The following is a 20,077-nucleotide window of genomic DNA, read 5'->3' as shown; positions in this document are numbered from 1 at the left end:
GGCGGGATGACCGTGTCCGGCCGGCTTGACGGAGCTGATGAATGAGTACCTCCAGCGAGAAGGTTGTCGAGGCTCTCCGCGCCGCGATGAAGGAGGCCGAGCGGCTGCGCAAGCAGAACCGGCAGCTCGTCGCGGCCGCCACCGAACCGATCGCGATCATCGGCATGGCCTGCCGGTACCCCGGCGGCGTCAGCTCGCCGGAAGACCTGTGGGAGCTCGTGTCGTCCGGCCGCGACGCGATCACCGGGTTCCCCGCCGACCGCGGCTGGGACGTCGACGCCCTGCTGGGCGGCGGAGCCGACGAACGCGGCCACAGCGTGTCCGTGCAGGGCGGTTTCCTGGACGGCATCGCCGACTTCGACCCGGCGTTCTTCGGCATCTCGCCCCGCGAGGCCGTCACGATGGACCCGCAGCAACGGTTGCTGCTCGAGGTGTCGTGGGAAGCGTTGGAGCGCAGCGGGATCGACCCGGCGTCGCTGCGCGGTTCCCGCACCGGCGTGTTCATCGGCACCAACGGCCAGGACTACGAACACCTGCTCATCCGCGGCCTCGACGACGCGACCGGTGACGTCGGCACGGGCATCGCCGCCTCCGCCGAGTCCGGCCGCATCTCCTACGCGCTGGGACTGGAAGGTCCCACGCTGACCGTCGACACCGCCTGCTCGTCCTCCTTGGTCGCACTGCACCTCGCCGTGCACTCGTTGCGGGCGGGGGAGTGCTCGCTGGCGCTGGCCGGCGGCGTGAACGTCATGTGCACCCCCGGTTCCCTGGTCGAGTTCTCCCGCCAGGGCGGTCTGGCGCGGGACGGCCGCTGCAAGGCCTTCTCCGACGACGCCGACGGCACCGGCTGGTCCGAGGGCGTCGGCGTCCTCGCACTGGCCCGCCTGTCCGACGCCCTGGCCTTGGGCTATCCCGTGCTGGCCGTGGTGCGCGGGTCGGCCGTCAACTCCGACGGTGCCTCCAACGGCTTCACCGCCCCCAACGGCCGCGCCCAGCAACGCGTCATCCGCGCCGCCCTCGACCGCGCCGGCCTGGCACCATCCGATGTGGACGTCGTCGAGGCCCACGGCACCGGCACCCCGCTCGGCGACCCGATCGAGGCCCGCAGCCTCCTGGCCGCCTACGGCCAGGACCGCCCCGCACCGCTGCTGCTGGGGTCGGTCAAGTCGAACATCGGCCACACCCAGGCCGCCGCCGGCGTCGCCGGCGTCATCAAGATGGTCCAGGCGATGCGGCACGGCGTCGTGCCCGCCACCCTGCACGTCTCCCGCCCGTCGACCCACGTCGACTGGAGCGCAGGCTCCGTGCAACTGGCCACCTCGGCCGTGTCGTGGCCCGCCTCCGGCCGCGCGCCGCGCGCCGCGGTCTCGTCCTTCGGCGTCTCCGGCACCAACGCCCACGTCATCCTCGAAGGCGCAACCCCCACCCCGGTTTCCGTGGACAACTCGGCGCCTGTGGACAACTCCGCCGATGTCGATCTCGCCGAGCCGGAATCGTCGGCCTCCCGTGGGACGCTTGGAGTGGGGACCTCGGACTCCCCCCGGGGGGCCCAGGCGGAATCGATTCCGTGGCTGGTGTCGGCGAAGTCGGAAGCCTCTCTCGCGGCGCAGGTCGAACGGGTGTGCGCGCTCGACGGTGATCCGGTGGACATCGGGTTCTCGTTGGCGACTACGCGCGCGTTGTTCGAGCACCGAGCCGTGTTGCTGGACGGCGTGGAGATCGCCAGTGGGCTGGCGCGGCGCACCGAGGCGGCGTTGCTGTTCTCCGGCCAGGGCGCGCAGCGCGTCGGCATGGGCAAAGGGCTCCACGAGGCGTTCCCGGTCTTCCGCGAGGCGTTCGACGAGGCGCTCAGCCACCTCCCGGCCGGTCTCCGCGACATCATGTGGGGTGACGAGGAAGCGCTGAACCGGACGGGCGCCACCCAGCCCGCCCTGTTCGCCTTCGAGGTCGCCCTCTACCGGCTGCTGGAGTCCTTCGGCGTCACCGCCGCGCGCGTGGCGGGCCACTCCATCGGCGAGATCGCCGCCGCCCACGTCGCCGGTGTGTTCAGCCTCGAAGACGCCGCGAAGCTCGTCACCGCGCGCGCCCGCCTCATGGAGGAGCTGCCGCCGGGTGGCGTGATGATCGCGTTGCAGGCCACCGAGGACGAGGTGGTTCCGCGCCTCACCGCCGGTGTCTCCATCGCGGCGGTCAACAGCCCGGACTCGCTGGTCGTCGCGGGCGCCGAGGCCGAGGTCCGGGCGGTCATCAAACGCTTCGAGGGCCGCAAGACCACACAGCTCGCCGTCAGCCACGCGTTCCACTCGCCGCTGATGGACCCGGTGCTCGCCGAGTTCCGCGAAGCCATCGGCGGCATCACCTTCCGCAGCCCGACGATCCCCATGACCGGCGACGTCGCGAACCCCGAGTACTGGGTGCGCCACGTCCGCGACACCGTCCGGTTCCACGACGCCGTCACCGCCCTGGGCGACCGGACGTTGCTGGAGGTCGGCCCCGACGGCGTGCTGTCCGCGCTGACCGGCGCGATTCCCGCGCAGCGCCGGGACCGCGACGAGCGCACCGCGTTCATCACGGCCCTCGCCCGCCTGCACGTCGCGGGTGTCGCGGTCGACTGGACACCGTTCTACGCCGGCGGCGAACGCGTCGACGTCCCCACCTACGCGTTCCAGCGCGACCGCTACTGGCCGTCGGTGTCGGTCAGCGCCGGCGACGCCACCGGCCTCGGCCTGGCGCCCGCCGACCACCCGCTGCTCGGGGCCGCGATGACCGTCGCGGGCTCCGGCGAGCTGATCCTCACCGGAACGCTGAGCAGGACGTCGTGGCTCGCCGACCACGTCGTGTTCCCGACGGCGGGCGTGCTGGAGCTGGCGTTCCGCGCCGCCGACCTCACGGGCCACGACCGCGTCGAGGAGCTCACGCAGACCACACCGCTGGTGCTGCCGGACAGCGGCGCCGTGCAGGTGCAGTTCCAGGTGGGACGTGATGGCGTGTTCCGCTTCCACTCACGCCGGGGCGACCGCGACTGGGTCGAGCACGCCCACGGCGTGTTCGGCGACGGCGTTCCCGCGCCCGCCAGGGACACCGAGTGGCCGCCGAGGGGCGCGACCGTCGTCGACCTCGACGGCTTCTACGACGAAACCCCCTACGGGGAAGCGTTCCAGGGGCTGCGGGCGGCCTGGCGGCGCGGCCACGAGGTGTTCGCCGAGGTCGCGCTGCCCGTGGACGCGAAGGGCTTCGGCGTCCACCCCGCCCTGCTCGACGCCGCGACGCACGCCGCGGCGTTCCTAGGCCTCGACGGCGTCCCGGCCCGCTGGCGCGGCGTCTCCCTGCACGCGAGCGCCGCCGAGGTCGTTCGCGTCACACTGTCCGCAGTGGACGGTGAGATCGCGCTCAACGCCGTCGACGTGGCCGGCGACCCGGTGGTGTCCGCGGAACGGGTCCGGTTCGAGCCGCTCGGCGAGCAGGCCGCGGCACCGGGCACCGACTCGCTGTTCCGCCTCGACTGGGTGCCCGTCACCCCTGGGCCCGTCACCCCTGGGCCCGGTGACGCGACGGTGGTCCACATCCGCGGTGACCAGTCGCCGGAGTCCGCGCACGCGCTGGCCGCCGAAGCATTGCGCACACTCCAGGAAGCCACCGGAAAGCTGATCTTCGTCACCCGCGGCGCCGTCACGGGTGACGACGTCGCGGCCGCCGCGGTGTGGGGGCTGGTGCGGTCCGCGCAGAACGAGGACCCCGGCCGGTTCCTGCTCGCCGACCTCGACGACGCGCCCGAGTCGGAGGCGCTGCTGCCCGGCCTCGGCGCGCTGATCGACGCGGGGGAGACCCAGGTCGTCGTGCGCGCCGGCGAGGTGAGAGCGGGCAGGCTCGCGCGCGCCGCCACCACCACCGGCGACTGGGACCTCGACGGCACCGTGCTGATCACCGGCGGCACGGGAGGCCTCGGCGCCGTCCTCGCCCGCCACCTCGCGAGGCGCGGCCAGCGCCGGCTGCTGCTCGTCAGCCGCCGCGGCCCGGACGCGCCCGGCGCCGCCGACTTGCGCGACGAGCTGACCGCGCTGGGCACCGACGTCGAGGTGAAGGCCTGCGACGTCACCGACCGCGCCGCCGTCGCCGACCTGCTCGGCGGAGTGCGGCTCACCGCCGTCGTCCACGCCGCCGGTGTGCTCGACGACGGCGTGCTCGGGTCGCTGACACCCGAGCGGTTGTCGAAGGTCATGCGCCCCAAGGTCGACGCCGCGTGGCACCTCCACGAGCTCGCCGGAGACGCGCTGCTCGTCCTGTACTCGTCGGTGTCCGGCGTCATGGGCGCGGCCGGCCAGGGCAACTACGCCGCCGCCAACGCGGTCCTCGACGCCCTCGCCACCCACCGCCACGGCCTCGGCCTGCCCGCGCTCTCACTGGCCTGGGGCGCCTGGGACACCGGCATGACGTCCACTTTGGACTCAGCCGACCTGCGCCGGATGCCGCTGCTGACGGTCGAGCAGGGCCTCGCGCTCTTCGACGCGGCCGTCGGCTCCGGCGAGCCGGTGCTGGTGCCGCTCGCCCCCGGCGGTGTGGCGCGGGGCCACGTGCCCGCGATCCTGCGCGGTCTCGTCCGCACGGGACGGCGAACCGCCGCGCGTGAGGTCGTCGCCGGCGGCCTGCTCGCGAAACTGGTCGCGCAACCCACCGGCGAACGCGTGCGCACGATCGCCGGCGTGGTGCGCGCCGAGGCCGCGAAGGTCATCGGCTACCCGAACGCCGACACCGTGGCCCCGGACAAGGAGTTCCGCGCGCTCGGCTTCGACTCGCTGACCGCGATCGAGCTGCGCAACGCCCTGGCCGCGGCGACCGGCCTGACCCTGCCCGCCACCCTGATCTTCGACTACCCGACCCCGCTCGTCCTGGCCGAGCACCTGCTCGCCGAGCTCACCGGTGAGGGCGCCGACCTCGACGTCGTCGCGCAGGGCGGCCCGGATGCGCCCGGCGCCGACGACCCGATCGTGATCGTCGGCATGGCCTGCCGGTTCCCCGGCGGCGTCTCGACACCCGAGGACCTGTGGCGGCTGCTCGCCGACGGCACCGACGCGATCGGCGGCTTCCCGTCCGACCGCGGCTGGGAGCAGGACGCGCTGGCCGCCGGCGGCACCGCCGAAGGCGGCTTCCTCTACGGCGCGACGGAGTTCGACCCGGCGTTCTTCGGCATCTCACCCCGCGAAGCACTGGCCATGGACCCGCAGCAACGCCAGCTGCTCGAGGTCGCGTGGGAGGCCGTCGAACGCGCGGGCATCAACGCCGCCACGTTGCGCGGCTCCAAGACTGGCGTGTTCGTCGGCACGAACGGCCAGGACTACACCAACCTCGTGCTGCGGGCGCGCGGCGACATCGAGGGCCACGCCTCGACCGGCCTCGCCGCCGCGGTGATCTCCGGCCGCCTGTCTTACACGTTCGGGTTCGAGGGCCCGGCGCTCACCATCGACACCGCCTGTTCCTCCTCCCTGGTGGCCCTGCACCTCGCCGCCCAGTCACTGCGGTCGGGCGAGTCGGCGCTCGCCCTCGTCGGCGGCGTCACCGTCATGTCGACGCCGATGAACTTCGCCGGCTTCAACGCCCAGGGCGGTCTCGCCGCGGACGCCCGCTGCCGCGCCTTCTCCGACGACGCCGACGGCACCGGCTGGGCCGAGGGCGTCGGCGTGCTGGTCGTGGAACGCCAGTCGGACGCCCTCCGCCACGGCCACACCGTCCTGGCCGTCGTCCGCGGCTCGGCCGTGAACTCCGACGGCGCCTCCAACGGCCTCACCGCCCCGAACGGCCCCGCCCAGCAACGCGTCATCCGCCAGGCCCTCGCCAACGCCGGCCTGTCCGCCGCGGACGTCGACGCCGTCGAGGCGCACGGCACCGGCACCAGGCTGGGCGACCCCATCGAAGCCCAGGCGCTGCTCGCCACCTACGGCCGCGACCGCGCCGGCGCCCCGCTGTACCTGGGCGCGATCAAGTCGAACCTGGGTCACACGCAGGCCGCGGCCGGTGTGGCGGGCGTGATCAAGATGGTGCTGGCGTTCCAGCACGGCCTGCTGCCCCGCACCCTGCACGTCACCTCGCCGTCCACGCACGTCGACTGGTCCGCGGGCTCCGTCGAACTGCTCACCTCCGCCACCCCGTGGCCCGCCGTCGACCGCCCCGCCCGCGCCGGCGTCTCGTCGTTCGGCCTCTCCGGCACCAACGCCCACGTGATCCTCGAAGCCGCAAGCCCTTCCGCGGTTCCTGTGGTCAACTCGTCCCCTGTGGACAACTCGGCCGATACCGATCTTGTGGACGAGGATTCGTCGGTCTCCCGTGGGACGCTTGGAGTGGGGACCTCGGACTCCCCCCGGGGGGCCCAGGCGGAATCGATTCCGCTCGTGGTGTCCGCGAAGTCGGCGGCGGCGCTGGACGCGCAGGTCGAGCGGATCCGCGCGGTGGAGGCGGACGCGCTCGACATCGGGTACTCGCTGCTGCATCGGCGCGTGTTGTTCGAGCACCGAGCTGTCCTGGTCGACGGCGAGGTGCTGGCCCGCGGTGAGGCGTCGGGGAAGACGCTCGCCCTGCTGTTCTCGGGACAGGGGTCGCAGCGGCTCGGCATGGGCCGGGAGCTGTACGAGGCGTTCCCGGTGTTCGCGCACGCCCTGGACGAGGTCCTCACGCACCTTCCCGGGGTCCGCGAGGTCATGTGGGGCGACGACGCCGAGGCGCTGAACCGGACGGAACACACCCAGCCCGCCCTGTTCGCCGTCGAGGTCGCGCTCTACCGCCTGGTGGAGTCGTTCGGGATCGTGCCGCGGCTGGTCACCGGGCACTCGATCGGGGAGATCGCGGCCGCTCACGTCGCCGGGGCGTTCAGCCTCGAAGACGCGGCGAAGCTCGTCAAGGCGCGCGCGGAGCTCATGCAGGCGCTGCCCGTCGGCGGGGTGATGATCGCCCTGCAGGCCACCGAGGCCGAGGTAGCTCCGCACCTGACCCCCGGCGTGTCCATCGCGGCGATCAACGCGGCCGACTCGCTGGTCATCGCGGGCTCGGCAGACGAAGTACGCGCGGTCGCCAGCCGCTTCGACGGCCGCAGGACCAAGCAGCTCGCCGTCAGCCACGCGTTCCACTCGCCGTTGATGGAGCCGATGCTCGACGACTTCCGGCGGGCGATCGAGGGCATCACGTTCACCGCCCCGGCCATCCCGGTCGTGACCACCGGCGACGTCACCGACCCCGAGCACTGGGTCCGCCACGTCCGCGACACGGTCCGCTTCGCCGACAACGCCGGCAAGCTCCGCGAACAGGGCGCGAACGCGTTCCTGGAGATCGGGCCGGACGGCGTGCTCGCGGCACTCGTCGACGGCGCCGTCCCGCTGCTGCGCAAGGACCGCGGCGAGGGCAAGGCGTTCCTGGCGGCGCTCGCCCGGCTGCACGTCGGCGGCGTCGACGTCGACTGGTCGAGCTTCTACCGGGGTGGCCGCGGCATCGACCTGCCGACGTACCCGTTCCAGCACGAGAGGTTCTGGCCGGAGGTGGCGACCGGCGCGGTCGCGGCGGACCCGGCCGACGCGGCGTTCTGGACGGCGGTCGAACAGCAGGACGTCGCGTCGCTCGCCGCCACGCTCGACCTCGACGGCGAGACGCTCGCGGCCGTCCTGCCGGCATTGTCGGCGTGGCGCGGCAAGCGCAAGGCGCAGTCCACTGTGGAGTCGTGGCTGCACGCGGAGAGCTGGCAGCCCGTCGCGGGCCTCACCGCGAAACCGGGCCGGTGGCTCGTCATCGGGGCGGCCGACCCGGTGCTCGTCCGCGCGCTCGGCGACGTCACGGAGGTGATCCCCGAGCAGACCGGCCGCGAGCACCTCGCGCAGAAACTCGCGGAACACGCCCAGGTGCCGTTCGACGGCGTGGTCTCCCTGCTGGCCCTGGACGGCGGTGAGCTCGCGCCGATCACCGCGACGACCGCGGTGATCCAGGCGCTCGGCGACGCCGGTGTCCTGGCCCCGCTGTGGGTGCTGACCCGCGGCGCGGTGTCGACCGGACGCGCGGACGCCGTCAGCGCACCCTGGCAGGCCGGCGTGTGGGGACTCGGCCGGGTGGCCGCGCTGGAGCACCCGAACCGGTGGGGCGGTCTCGTCGACCTGCCCGCCGAACTGGACGAACGGGCCGCGCAACGGTGTGCGGCCGTCCTCGCGAGCGACGAGGACCAAGCCGCCATCCGGGCGGCGGGGGTGTTCGGGCGGCGCATCCGCGTCGCGCCTGCGACCTCCCAGGAGTGGCAGCCCACCGGCACCGTCGTGATCACCGGCGGCACCGGGGCGCTCGGCAGGCACGTGGCGCGCGACCTCGTCGCCCGCGGCGCCGAGAAGGTCGTGCTGCTGAGCCGGCGCGGCCCGGACGCGCCGGGTGCCGCGGAGATCGCGGCGGAACCGGGCGTCGAGGTGGTGAAGTGCGACGCCGCCGACCGCGCCGAGCTGGCCGCGGCGCTCACCCCGGACGTCACAGCCGTGGTGCACGCGGCCGGCGTGCTCGACGACGGCGTGCTCGACGGGCTCACGCCGGAGCGGTTCGCGGACGTCTTCCGGGCGAAGGTCACATCCGCGTTCCTGCTCGACGAGCTGACCCGGGACCGGCACCTGGACGCGTTCGTGCTGTTCTCCTCGGTCGCGGGCGCGATCGGCAACCCCGGCCAGGCCAACTACGCCGCCGCCAACGCCGTGCTCGACGCCATCGCGGCCCGGCGCCACGCCCACGGCCTCCCGGCGACGTCGATCGCGTGGGGCGCGTGGGCCGGCGACGGCATGGCCGGCCAGGAGCGCGTCACCCGGACGATCAAGTCCGTCGGCGCGTCCACTTTGGATCCGCGGCTCGCGGTCGCGGCGATGCGGGGCGTCGTCGCGGAGACCGCGCCCACCGCCCTGATCGCGGACCTCCACCACCCGCAGCTGCTCGGCGCGTTGCTGAGCCTGCGGCCCTCGCCCGTGCTCGCCGAGCTGCCCGGCGCCCGCGAGGTGCTGGACGACCTCGCCGCCGCACGCCGCGACAGCGAGTCGGCCGCCGCCGAACTGCGCCGCAGCCTGCGCGAACTGCCCGCCGCCGAACGCGTCGAGCCCGTCCTGGAGCTGGTCCGCACGCGGGCCGCCGGGGTGCTCGGCCACTCCGGCAAGGAGGCGGTGGCGAGCGACAAGGCGTTCCGCGACATCGGCTTCGACTCGCTGACCGCGGTGGAACTGCGCAACCAGCTCACCGAGATCACCGGCTTGGCACTGCCCGCCGGCCTCGTGTTCGACTACCCGTCACCGCGGGCGCTGGCCGAGCACCTGCTCGCGTCCCTGCTCGGCGAGGCCGCCGAGACCGAGGACGCAGCGGTCGTGCGGACCACCGACGACATCGCGATCGTCGGCATGGCGTGCCACTTCCCGAACGGCGTCGACTCGCCCGAGGACCTGTGGCGGCTGCTGGTCGCGGGCGAGGACGCGATGTCGGACTTCCCCGCGGACCGCGGCTGGGACCTCGCGTCACTGCGGACCTCCACGACGCGCGGCGGGTTCCTGACCGGGGTCGCGGACTTCGACCCGGCGTTCTTCGGCATCTCCCCGCGCGAAGCGCTGGCCATGGACCCCCAGCAGCGCCTGCTGCTGGAGACGTCGTGGGAGGCCGTCGAACGCGCCGGCGTGGACCCCTCGTCGTTGCGCGGTTCCCGCACCGGCGTGTTCATCGGCACCAACGGGCAGGACTACCAGCACGTCGTGATGGCCTCCAACGAAGACCTGGAAGGCCACGCCGGAACCGGGCTCGCCGCTTCGGTGATCTCCGGCCGCATCTCGTACGTGCTGGGGCTGGAGGGCCCGGCGGTCACCGTCGACACGGCGTGCTCGTCGGCCCTGGTGGCGCTGCACCTCGCCGCCCAGTCCCTGCGCGCCGGCGAGTGCTCGCTGGCACTGGCCGGTGGCGTCACGGTGATGGCGACGCCGACGTCGTTCTCCGGCTTCTCCCGGCAGGGCGGCCTCGCACCGGACGGCCTGTGCAAGGCGTTCTCGGACTCCGCCGACGGCACCGGCTGGTCCGAGGGCGTCGGCGTCCTCGTCGTCGAACGGCTCTCCGACGCCGTCGCCGCCGGACACCCGGTGCTGGCCGTGGTGCGCGGCTCGGCGTTCAACTCCGACGGCGCCTCCAACGGCCTCACCGCGCCGAACGGCCCCGCGCAGCAACGGGTGATCCGGCAAGCGCTTGCGTCCGGTGGCCTGTCACCGTCCGATGTGGACGCGGTCGAGGCGCACGGCACCGGCACCGTCCTGGGCGACCCGATCGAGGCGCAGGCGTTGCTGACCGTGTACGGGCAGGACCGCGCCCACCCGCTCCGGTTGGGCTCGGTGAAGTCGAACCTGGGCCACACGCAGGCCGCCGCCGGTGTGGCGGGCGTGATCAAGATGGTGCTGGCGTTCCAGCACGGCCTGCTGCCCCGCACCCTGCACGTCACCCAGCCGTCCTCGCACGTCGACTGGTCCGCAGGTGCGGTCTCGCTGCTCACCGAGAACACCGCCTGGCCCCCGGTGGACCGGCCGTGGCGCGCGGGTGTGTCGTCGTTCGGCATCTCCGGCACGAACGCCCACGTGATCCTCGAAGCCGCAAGCCCTTGCGCGATTTCTGTGGACAACTCGGCGCCTGTGGACAACTCCCTCGTCGTCGATCTCGCGGACCAGGATTCGTCGGCCTCCCGTGGGACGCTTGGAGTGGGGACCTCGGACTCCCCCCGGGGGGCCCAGGCGGAATCGATTCCGATCGTGGTGTCGGCGAAGTCGGCGGCGGCGCTGCGCAGGCAGGTCGAGCGGATCGGCGCGCTGGAGGCGGCGCCGGTCGACATCGCCTACTCGCTGGTGAGGTCGCGGGCGTTGTTCGAGCACCGGGCCGTGCTCGTCGACGGCGCCGAGGTCGCCGCCGGGGTGGCGGGCGAGCACGTGCTCGCGGTGCTGTTCTCCGGACAGGGCTCGCAGCGGCTCGGCATGGGCAAGGAGCTGTACGCGAGGTTCCCGCAGTTCGCGGACGCGTTCGACGACGTGCTCGCGCATCTCGACCCCGGCCTCAAGAGCGTCGTCTGGGGCGACGACGAGGAAGCGCTCAACCAGACCGGCAACGCGCAACCGGCGCTGTTCGCGTTCCAGACGGCGCTCTACCGGCTGCTCCAGGCGTTCGGCATCAAGCCCGCCCACCTCGCCGGTCACTCGATCGGTGAGATCGCGGCGGCCCACGTCGCGGGAGTGCTCAGCCTGCAGGACGCGGCGAAGCTGGTGCGGGCGCGCGCGAGCCTCATGCAGGCGTTGCCGCGCAACGGCGCGATGGTGGCCGTGCAGGCGAGCGAGGAGGAAGTTACCCGGCACCTCACCGGCACCGTGTCGATCGCGGCCGTCAACGGGCCGACGAGCGTCGTCATCGCGGGCGACGAGAACGACGTGCTCGCGGTCGCCGGGCGGTTCGAGAAGACCAAGCGGCTCAAGGTCAGCCACGCGTTCCACTCTCCGCTGATGGAGCCGATGCTCGCCGGCTTCCGCGAGGCGATCGGCGACATCGCGTTCCGGCAGCCGCGGATCCCGATCAGCACCACCGGTGACGTCACCGACCCCGAGTACTGGGTCGGCCACGTGCGCGACGCCGTCCGGTTCGCCGACAACGTCGCGCGGATCCCGGCCACCAGGTTCCTCGAAGCCGGACCGGACGGCGTGCTCAGCGCCCTGGTCGACGGCGCCGTCCCGGCGCTGCGCAAGGACCGGACCGAGACGGCGGCGCTGGCCACCGCGCTCGGCCGCCTGCACGTCGACGGCATCACCGTCGACTGGACGCCGTGGCTGACCGGCGGCCGGCTGATCAGCCTGCCGACCTACCCGTTCGACCACGAGCGGTTCTGGCCCAAGGCCGCGGTCGGTGGCCGCGCGGGCGACCCCGCCGCGCACGGGCTCACCTCCGGCGGCCACCCGCTGCTGAGCGCGGCCATCTCGGTCGCCGGCGCCGACGAGTTCGTCCTGAGCGGACGGATCAGCCTCGCGACGCACCCGTGGCTCGCCGACCACGTCGTCGGCGGCGCCGTGCTGTTCCCCGGCACCGGGTTCCTCGACTTCGCGATCCGCGCGGGCGACCTGGTCGGCTGCGACCGCGTCGACGGGCTCACCATCGTCGTCCCGCTCGTGCTGCCGGACCGCGACGCCGTCGCCGTCCAGGTCCGCGTCGGGCCACCGGACGACCACGGGCGCCGGCCCGTCGGCATCCACTCCCGGCAGCACTCCGGCGAGTGGGTCCAGCACGCCGGCGGCACCCTCGCCGCGGGACCGCACCAAACCCAGCTCGACACGGGCGAATGGCCGCCCGCCACCGCGACACCCCTGGACCTGGAAGGGTTCTACGACACCCTCGCCGAAGGCGGGCTCGCGTACGGGCCGGTCTTCCGCGGGCTGCGGCAGGCGTGGCGCCACGGCGACGAGGTGCTCGTCGAGGTCGCGCTGCCGGAGAGCGCCGACGACGCCGCCACGTTCGGCGTGCACCCGGCGCTGCTCGACGCGGCACTGCACGCGATCACGTTCGTCGACGGCGCCGGACAGGGCCTGCCGTTCGAGTGGAACGGCGTGTCCCTGCACGCCATCGGGCCGTCGCGGCTGCGCGTCCGGCTCAAGCCCGCCGGTGGCGACGCCGTCGAGGTCACCGCGGCCGACGTCGAGGGCGCGCCGGTGCTGTCGGTGAAGTCGCTCGTGGTCAGGACGCCGTCGGCCGGCCCGGCCGGCAACCCCGTGCACGACTCGCTGTTCCGCGTCGACTGGGTGCCCGTGCCGGTCGGCGAGGCCACCGGGATCGACGCGCGGGTCGTGGAGATCAGCGGCGACGCCACCACCGTGCACGAGACGACCCGGCAGGTGCTGGAGATCCTCCAGAACGCCGAAGAGCGCGTCGTGTTCGTGACCCGCGGCGCGGCGGCCATCGGCGACGAACCGGTCACCGACCTCGCCGCGGCCGCCGCGTGGGGCCTCGTGCGCTCCGCGCAGGCCGAGAACCCCGGCCGGTTCCTGCTCGTCGACCTGGACGAGCACAGCGAGCTGACCCCGGGCATGCTGCTCACCGAGGAGTCCCAGCTCGTCGTGCGCCACGGCACCGTCCACGCCGGACGGCTGGCGCGCCTGCAGACCGGGCCCGCGCTGGTGCCGCCGCCCGCGACGCCGTGGCGCCTCGACACGACCGCGAAGGGCAGCCTGGACAACCTCGTCCTCGCGCCGTGGACACCGGAGCCGCTGCGGGGCAAGCAGGTCCGGGTCGCCGTTCGCGCGGCGGGCCTCAACTTCCGCGACGTGCTGAACGCGCTCGGCATGTACCCGGGCGAGGCCGGCTCGTTCGGCGCCGAGGCCGCCGGCGTCGTCACCGAGGTCGGGCCCGACGTCGAGCACCTCCAGGTCGGCGACGCCGTGTTCGGCATGCTGTTCGGCGGCATGGGACCGGTCGGCGTCATCGAGGAGCCCTACCTCACCAGGCTTCCGGCCGGCTGGACGTTCGAGCAGGGCGCGTCGGTGCCGCTGGTGTTCCTGACCGCCTACTACGCGCTGGTGGAGCTGGGCGCCGTGCGGCCGGGGGAGAAGGTCCTCGTCCACGCCGGCGCCGGTGGCGTCGGCATGGCCGCCATCCAGCTCGCGAAACACCTCGGCGCGGAAGTGTTCGCCACCGCCAGCGAGGGCAAGTGGGACGTGCTGCGCGGCCTCGGGCTCGACGACGACCACATCGGCAACTCCCGCGACACGTCGTTCGCGCGGAGGTTCCCGCGCGTCGACGTGGTGCTCAACGCGTTGACCGGCGAGTTCATCGACGCCTCGCTGGGACTGCTCGGCGAGGGCGGCCGGTTCCTGGAGATGGGCAAGACCGACCTGCGCGAGAACGTCCCCGGCGTCTTCTACCGGCCGTTCGACCTCGGCGAGGCGCACCCCGACCACATCCAGCGCATGCTCGTCGCGCTCATGGACCTGTTCGGGCGCAACGTCCTGGAGCCGCTGCCGATCAGGTCGTGGGACGTGCGCAGGGCGCGTGACGCGTTCCGGTTCATGAGCCGCGCCCAGCACATCGGCAAGATCGTGCTCACCGTGCCGGCGGGCTGGGACCCGGACGGCACCGTGGTCATCACCGGCGGCACGGGCGGCCTGGGCGCCGAACTGGCCCGGCACCTCGTCGCCCGCGGCGTGCGGAAGCTGTTGCTGCTCAGCCGGCGCGGCCCCGACGCGCCGGGAGCCGAGGAGCTGCGGCGGCTGGACGCGGACGTCACGATCGCGGCCTGCGACGTGGCGGACCGCGACGCGCTCGCCGAAGTCCTCGATGGACACGACGTGACCGCGGTCGTGCACACCGCCGGTGTCCTCGACGACGGCGTGATCGCGTCGATGACACCGGAACGGCTGGAGAAGGTGTTGCGGCCCAAGGCCGACGCCGCGTGGAACCTGCACACCCTGGTGCCGGACGTGCACTTCGTCCTGTACTCGTCGGTGTCCGGCGTGCTCGGCACCGCCGGGCAGGGCAACTACGCCGCGGGCAACGCCTTCCTCGACGCGCTGGCGCAGCACCGGCGCTCCCTCGGCCTGCCCGCGGTGTCACTGGCCTGGGGCGCGTGGACCTCCGAGGTCGGCATGACCGGGCAGATGGACGCGGCCGCGCTGGAGCGGCTGGAGAAGTCCTCGATGCCGCCGATCTCGCTGGAGCACGGCCTCGCGCTCTTCGACGCCGCCATCGGCGCCGACGAGCCGCTCGTCGTGCCCGCCCGCATCGTCACGGGCGCTGCCGCCGCCACCGCGGTGGTGCCCCCGTTGCTGCGCAACCTCCTGCGGGGCGGGCGCAGGACGGCGGCGCGCACTCAGGGCACCCTCGCGCTCGAAGGCTTGCGGGACGTCCGGCCCGCCGAGCGCGTCAGGACCCTGGTGGACCTGGTCCGCGGCGAGGCCGCGGCCGTCCTCGGCCACGCCGCGGCGGACGCGATCGACGCCGGCCGCGAGTTCCGGCAGCTCGGCTTCGACTCGCTGACCTCGGTGGAGCTGCGCAACCGGCTCGGCACGGCGACGGGCCTCACGCTGCCCGCGACGCTGGTGTTCGACTACCCGACCCCGCAGGCACTGGCCGAGCACCTGCTCGCCGAGCTCTTCGGCGGGCGCACCGACGTCGAGGACTCGGTGCGGGTCTCCGACGAGGCCGTCGCGATCGTCGGCATCGCCTGCCGGTTCCCCGGCGGCGTCTCGACGCCGGAGGAGCTGTGGGAGCTCGTCCTCGGCGGCCGCGACGCGATCACCGGCTTCCCGTCCGACCGCGGCTGGGACGAGAACCTCGTCGGCGACGGCGCCGGCCAGTCCGTCACCGGGCAGGGCGGCTTCATCGACGGCATCGCCGACTTCGACCCCGCGTTCTTCGGCATCTCGCCGCGCGAGGCCGTGTCGATGGACCCGCACCAGCGGCTCGTGCTGGAGACGTCGTGGGAGGCGCTGGAGCGCACCGGCATCGACCCGCTGACCCTGCGCGGGTCCCGGACAGGCGTCTACGTCGGCGCGTCCGGGCAGGACTACGCCCACCTCGTGCTCGCGTCCGAGCAAGCCCTGGAGGGGTACTCGGGCACCGGGACGTCGCCGAGCGTCATCGCCGGCCGGGTGTCGTACGCGCTGGGGCTCGAAGGCCCGTCCATGACGATCGACACGGCGTGCTCGTCGGCGTTGGTGGCGCTGCACTTGGCGGTGCAGGCCCTGCGCAACGGCGAGTGCTCGTTGGCGCTCGCCGGCGGTGTGCAGGTCATGTCGGCGCCGGGTGCGTTCAGGGAGTTTTCGCTACAGGACGGCCTCGCGCGTGACGGCAGGTGCAAACCCTTCTCCGACAACGCCGATGGCACGGCATGGTCGGAAGGCATCGGCGTGCTCGTGGTGGAACGCCTGTCCGATGCGCTGGCCAACGGTCACGACGTGCTCGCGGTCGTGCGTGGTTCCGCGGTCAACCAGGACGGCGCGTCCAACGGCCTGACTGCCCCCAACGGTCCGTCACAGCAGCGGGTGATCCGGCAGGCGCTGGCTTCGGCGGGCCTCAAGTTCGCCGACGTCGACGCCGTGGAAGCGCACGGCACGGGCACGACCCTGGGCGACCCGATCGAGGCCCAGGCCCTGCTCGCCACCTACGGCCAGGACCGCTCCGAACCGCTGCTGCTCGGCTCGATCAAGTCCAACATCGGCCACACGCAGGCCGCCGCGGGCGTCGCCGGCGTGATCAAGATGGTGATGGCGCTGCGGCACGGCCTGCTGCCCCGCACGATCAACTTCACGGCGCCGTCGTCGCACGTCGACTGGACGGCGGGCGCCGTCCGGCTGTTGCAGGAGAACACGCCGTGGCCCGCCACCGAACGCCCGCGGCGCGCCGGTGTGTCGTCGTTCGGCATCTCCGGCACGAACGCCCACGTGATCTTGGAGGCCGCACCGGCCGTTCCGGAACTGTCAGACCCGGGTGAGACGATCGGAGTGGGGACTTCGCGTCCCCCCAAGGGGGCGCCGCTCGTTTTCTCGGCGAAGTCCCCGGCTTCGCTGCGCGCCCAGATCGACCGGGTCGCGGCGGTCGAGGCCGACCCGTTCGACGTCGGCTTCACGCTGCTCACCCGCTCGCGGTTCGAGCACCGCGCCGTGCTGCTCGACGGTGTGGAGATCGCGCGCGGGCAGGCGGGCAGGCCCAGGCTGGCGGTTCTGTTCTCCGGGCAGGGCTCGCAGCGGCTCGGCATGGGCAAGGAGCTCTACGAGCGCTTCCCGGCGTTCCGCACGGCGCTCGACGAGGTGCTGGAGCACGTCGGCGTCCGCGAGGTCATGTGGGGCGACGACGCGGAGGCGCTCGACCGGACCGGGAACGCGCAGCGCGCTCTGTTCGCGGTCGAGGTGGCGCTGTTCCGGCTCGCGGAGGCCTTCGGCGTCGAACCGGACCACGTCGGCGGCCACTCCGTCGGCGAGATCGCCGCCGCGCACGTCGCGGGCGTGCTGAGCCTCGAAGACGCCGCCAAGCTCGTCAACGCGCGCGCCACGCTCATGCAGGCACTTCCCGCCGGAGGAGCCATGATCGCGGTCGAGGCGGCCGAAGAAGAAGTCACGACAACGGACTCGGTGTCGATCGCGGCCGTCAACGGGCCGAGGTCGCTGGTCCTCGCGGGCGAGGAGCACGCGGTCCAGCGGCTCGCCGACGGGTTCGCGGAGCAGGGGCGCAAGACTAAGCGTTTGCCGGTCAGCCATGCGTTTCACTCGCCGTTGATGGAGCCGATGCTGGACGACTTCCGCGCCGTGGTCACGGCGCTGGACTTCGCCGCGCCCCGCATCCCCCTCGTCTCCACCGTCACCGGCCGCCTGGCCGGAGCCGAGGTCACCGAGCCCGAGTACTGGGTGCGGCACGTCCGGGAGACCGTGCGGTTCGCCGACGCCGTCACGACGCTCGAAGCCGCCGGCACCGGAGCCTTCCTCGAGATCGGGCCGGACGGTGTGCTGTCCGCGCTCGTCGGTGACGCCGTCCCCGCGCTGCGCAAGGACCGCGACGAGACCACGGCGTGGCTCACCGCCCTCGCCAGGCTGCACGTCGCGGGCACCGACGTCGACTGGGCACCCGCGTTCGAGGGCACCGGCGCGAAACGCGTCACCCTCCCGACCTACGCGTTCGACCACGACCGCTACTGGCCGACGCCGCTGGCCCGGCCCGCCGACGCGACCGGTCTCGGCCTCGGGCCCGCCGACCACCCGCTGCTCGGCGCCGCGATGACCGTGGCGGGCGAGGACGCCGTCGTGTTCACCAACCGGCTCACGGCCGCGTTCCCGGAGACGGCCTTCGCCGAGATCGCCTTCCGGGCGGCGGACCAGGTCGGTTGCGGCACGGTCGAGCACCTCGTCGTCACCGGCCCGCTCACGCCCGGCGACCTCCAGGTCTGGGTCGGCGCACCGGACGGCGGCAAACGCGCCCTCACCGTCTACTCGCGACACGGCGACGAGCCGTTCACGAAGATCGCCACCGGCACCCTCGCTGAAGGCGAGCACCACGCCGGCTTCACCGTCACCGAGTGGCCGCCGAAGGGCGCGACCGCCATCGGCGAGCAGATCTGGCAGTCGGGTGACGCCGTGTACGCGGAGGTCGCGCTGCCCGAAGACGTGCCGGACGCCCGGTTCTACGGGGTGCACCCCGCGTTGCTCGACGCCGCGACCAGGATCGTCGAGGACACCGGGGTGCCCGTGGAATGGCACGGCGTCAGCCTGCACGCGGTCGGCGCCGGCACGCTGCGGGTGAGGCTGCGCGACGGCGGGTTCGCCGCGGTCGACACCACCGGAGCGCCCGTCGTGTCGGCGCGCGAGGTCGTCTTCGGCGCACCGCTCACCGCCCAGCGGCACCAGGACTCGCTGTTCCGCCTCGACTGGGTGCCCGCACCCGAGACCCGGCCCGCCGCCGACGTCCGCGAGGTCCGGTTCGCCGGCGACACCGTCGAAGAGGCGTACGAGTTCGCCGCCAGGGCGCTGGAACTGGTGCAACGGTCGGAAGACCGCCTGGCGTTCGTGACGAGCGGCCTGGCGGGCGCGACCGTCGAGGGCCTCGTCCGCACCGCCCAGTCGGAGAACCCGGGACGCTTCCTGCTCGTCGACACCGACGGCAGCGCGCCGCTGCCCACCGGCCTGCTCGACGCGGGGGAGACCTGGGCCCGCGTCCGCGACGGCCAGGTGCGCGTCGCCCGCCTCGCCCGCGTCACCGGCACCGCCGAGCCGGCCGCGTGGGACCCGGACGGCACCGTCCTGATCACCGGCGGCACCGGCGGGCTGGGCGCCGAGCTCGCCCGGCACCTCGTCGCCGAGCGCGGCGTCCGGCGCCTGCTGCTGCTGTCCCGGCGCGGCGGCGACGCACCGGAAGCCGTGGCGCTGCAGGCCGAACTGGCCGCGCACGGCGCCACCGCCACGTTCGCCGCCTGCGACGTCGCGGACCTCGACGCCGTCAGGAAGGCCGTCGAGGGCGTCAAGCTCACCGCCGTCGTCCACACCGCCGGCGTGCTCGACGACGGCACCATCGGCTCGCTCACGCCGCAGCGGCTCGCCACCGTCTTCCGGCCCAAGGTCGACGGCGCCTGGAACCTCCACGAAGCCACGAAGGAGCAGGACCTCGACGCCTTCGTGCTCTACTCGTCGGTGTCGGGCGTGCTCGGCAGCGCCGGCCAGGGCAACTACGCCGCCGCCAACGCCTTCCTCGACGCGCTGGCCGAACACCGGCGCGCGCGGGGACTCGTCGCCACCTCGCTGGCGTGGGGGCCGTGGGAGCAAACCGGTGGCATGACGGCACGTCTGCGGGACGGCGCGATGGACCGCATCGGCCGCACCGGCATGCCGCCCCTGACCGTCCGGCAGGGCATGGCCCTGTTCGACGACGCGACGTCCCGCGACGACGCGGTGCTCGTGCCCGCGCGCATCGGCACCGGCCGCCCCACCGGCCCGGTCGCCGCGGTGCTGCGCGGCCTCGTGCGGGGCGGGAAGCGCACCGCGGGCACCGGCGCGGAGTCCACTCCGGACCTCGCGGCGACGTTGGCCGCGTTGCCGGAGGAGGAACGCCCGAAGTACCTCACCGACCTCGTCCGCGGCCACGCGGCCGGCGTCCTCGGGCACTCCTCGCCCGCGGCGATCGACACCGGCAAGCAGTTCCGCGACCTCGGCTTCGACTCGCTGACCGCCGTCGAGCTGCGCAACAGCCTCGCCGCCGCGACGGGGCTGAAGCTGCCCGCCGGACTCGTCTTCGACCACCCGACCCCGGCGGAGCTCGCGGCCCACCTCGCGGGCGAGCTGCTCGGCGGCGACGACACCGCGGCGTCGGTCACCGGCGAGCTCGACCGGCTGGAGGCCGCCCTGGCCGCCACCCCGGCCGAGGACCTCGCCCGCGACGGCGTCGCCGCCCGCCTGCGCGCCCTGCTCGCCCGGTACGGCGGCAGCCAGCCCGACGAGGACGCGGTGAGCGACCGCATCAACTCGGCGACCGTGGACGACGTGTTCGCCTTCATCGACAACGAACTCGGCCGACGCACCGAGCGCTGACCCCTTTACCGGACGGAAGGTTT

1 protein-coding gene is annotated in these 20,077 nt (G+C 73.7%); it reads left to right on the top strand.

From position 1 onward, the window contains the following. Positions 1-41 precede the first annotated feature (41 nt). The gene (locus BMW88_RS43240) at positions 42-20,054 is read left to right on the top strand and encodes a type I polyketide synthase (RefSeq protein ID WP_177221100.1); all 20,013 of its coding nucleotides are present in this window, start codon (positions 42-44) and stop codon (positions 20,052-20,054) included. Positions 20,055-20,077: the final 23 nt, after the last annotated feature.

This window comes from Lentzea xinjiangensis (assembly GCF_900110955.1).
GTDB lineage: Bacteria > Actinomycetota > Actinomycetes > Mycobacteriales > Pseudonocardiaceae > Lentzea > Lentzea xinjiangensis.
Note: the sequence above shows the minus strand (reverse complement) of the source record. Positions and strands in the feature narration are given on the sequence as shown.

Bases quoted from the DNA above. Each gene is read 5' to 3' on its own strand.
- BMW88_RS43240 (WP_177221100.1), top strand. From the start codon at position 42: ATGAGTACCTCCAGCGAGAAGGTTGTCGAGGCTCTCCGCGCCGCGATG.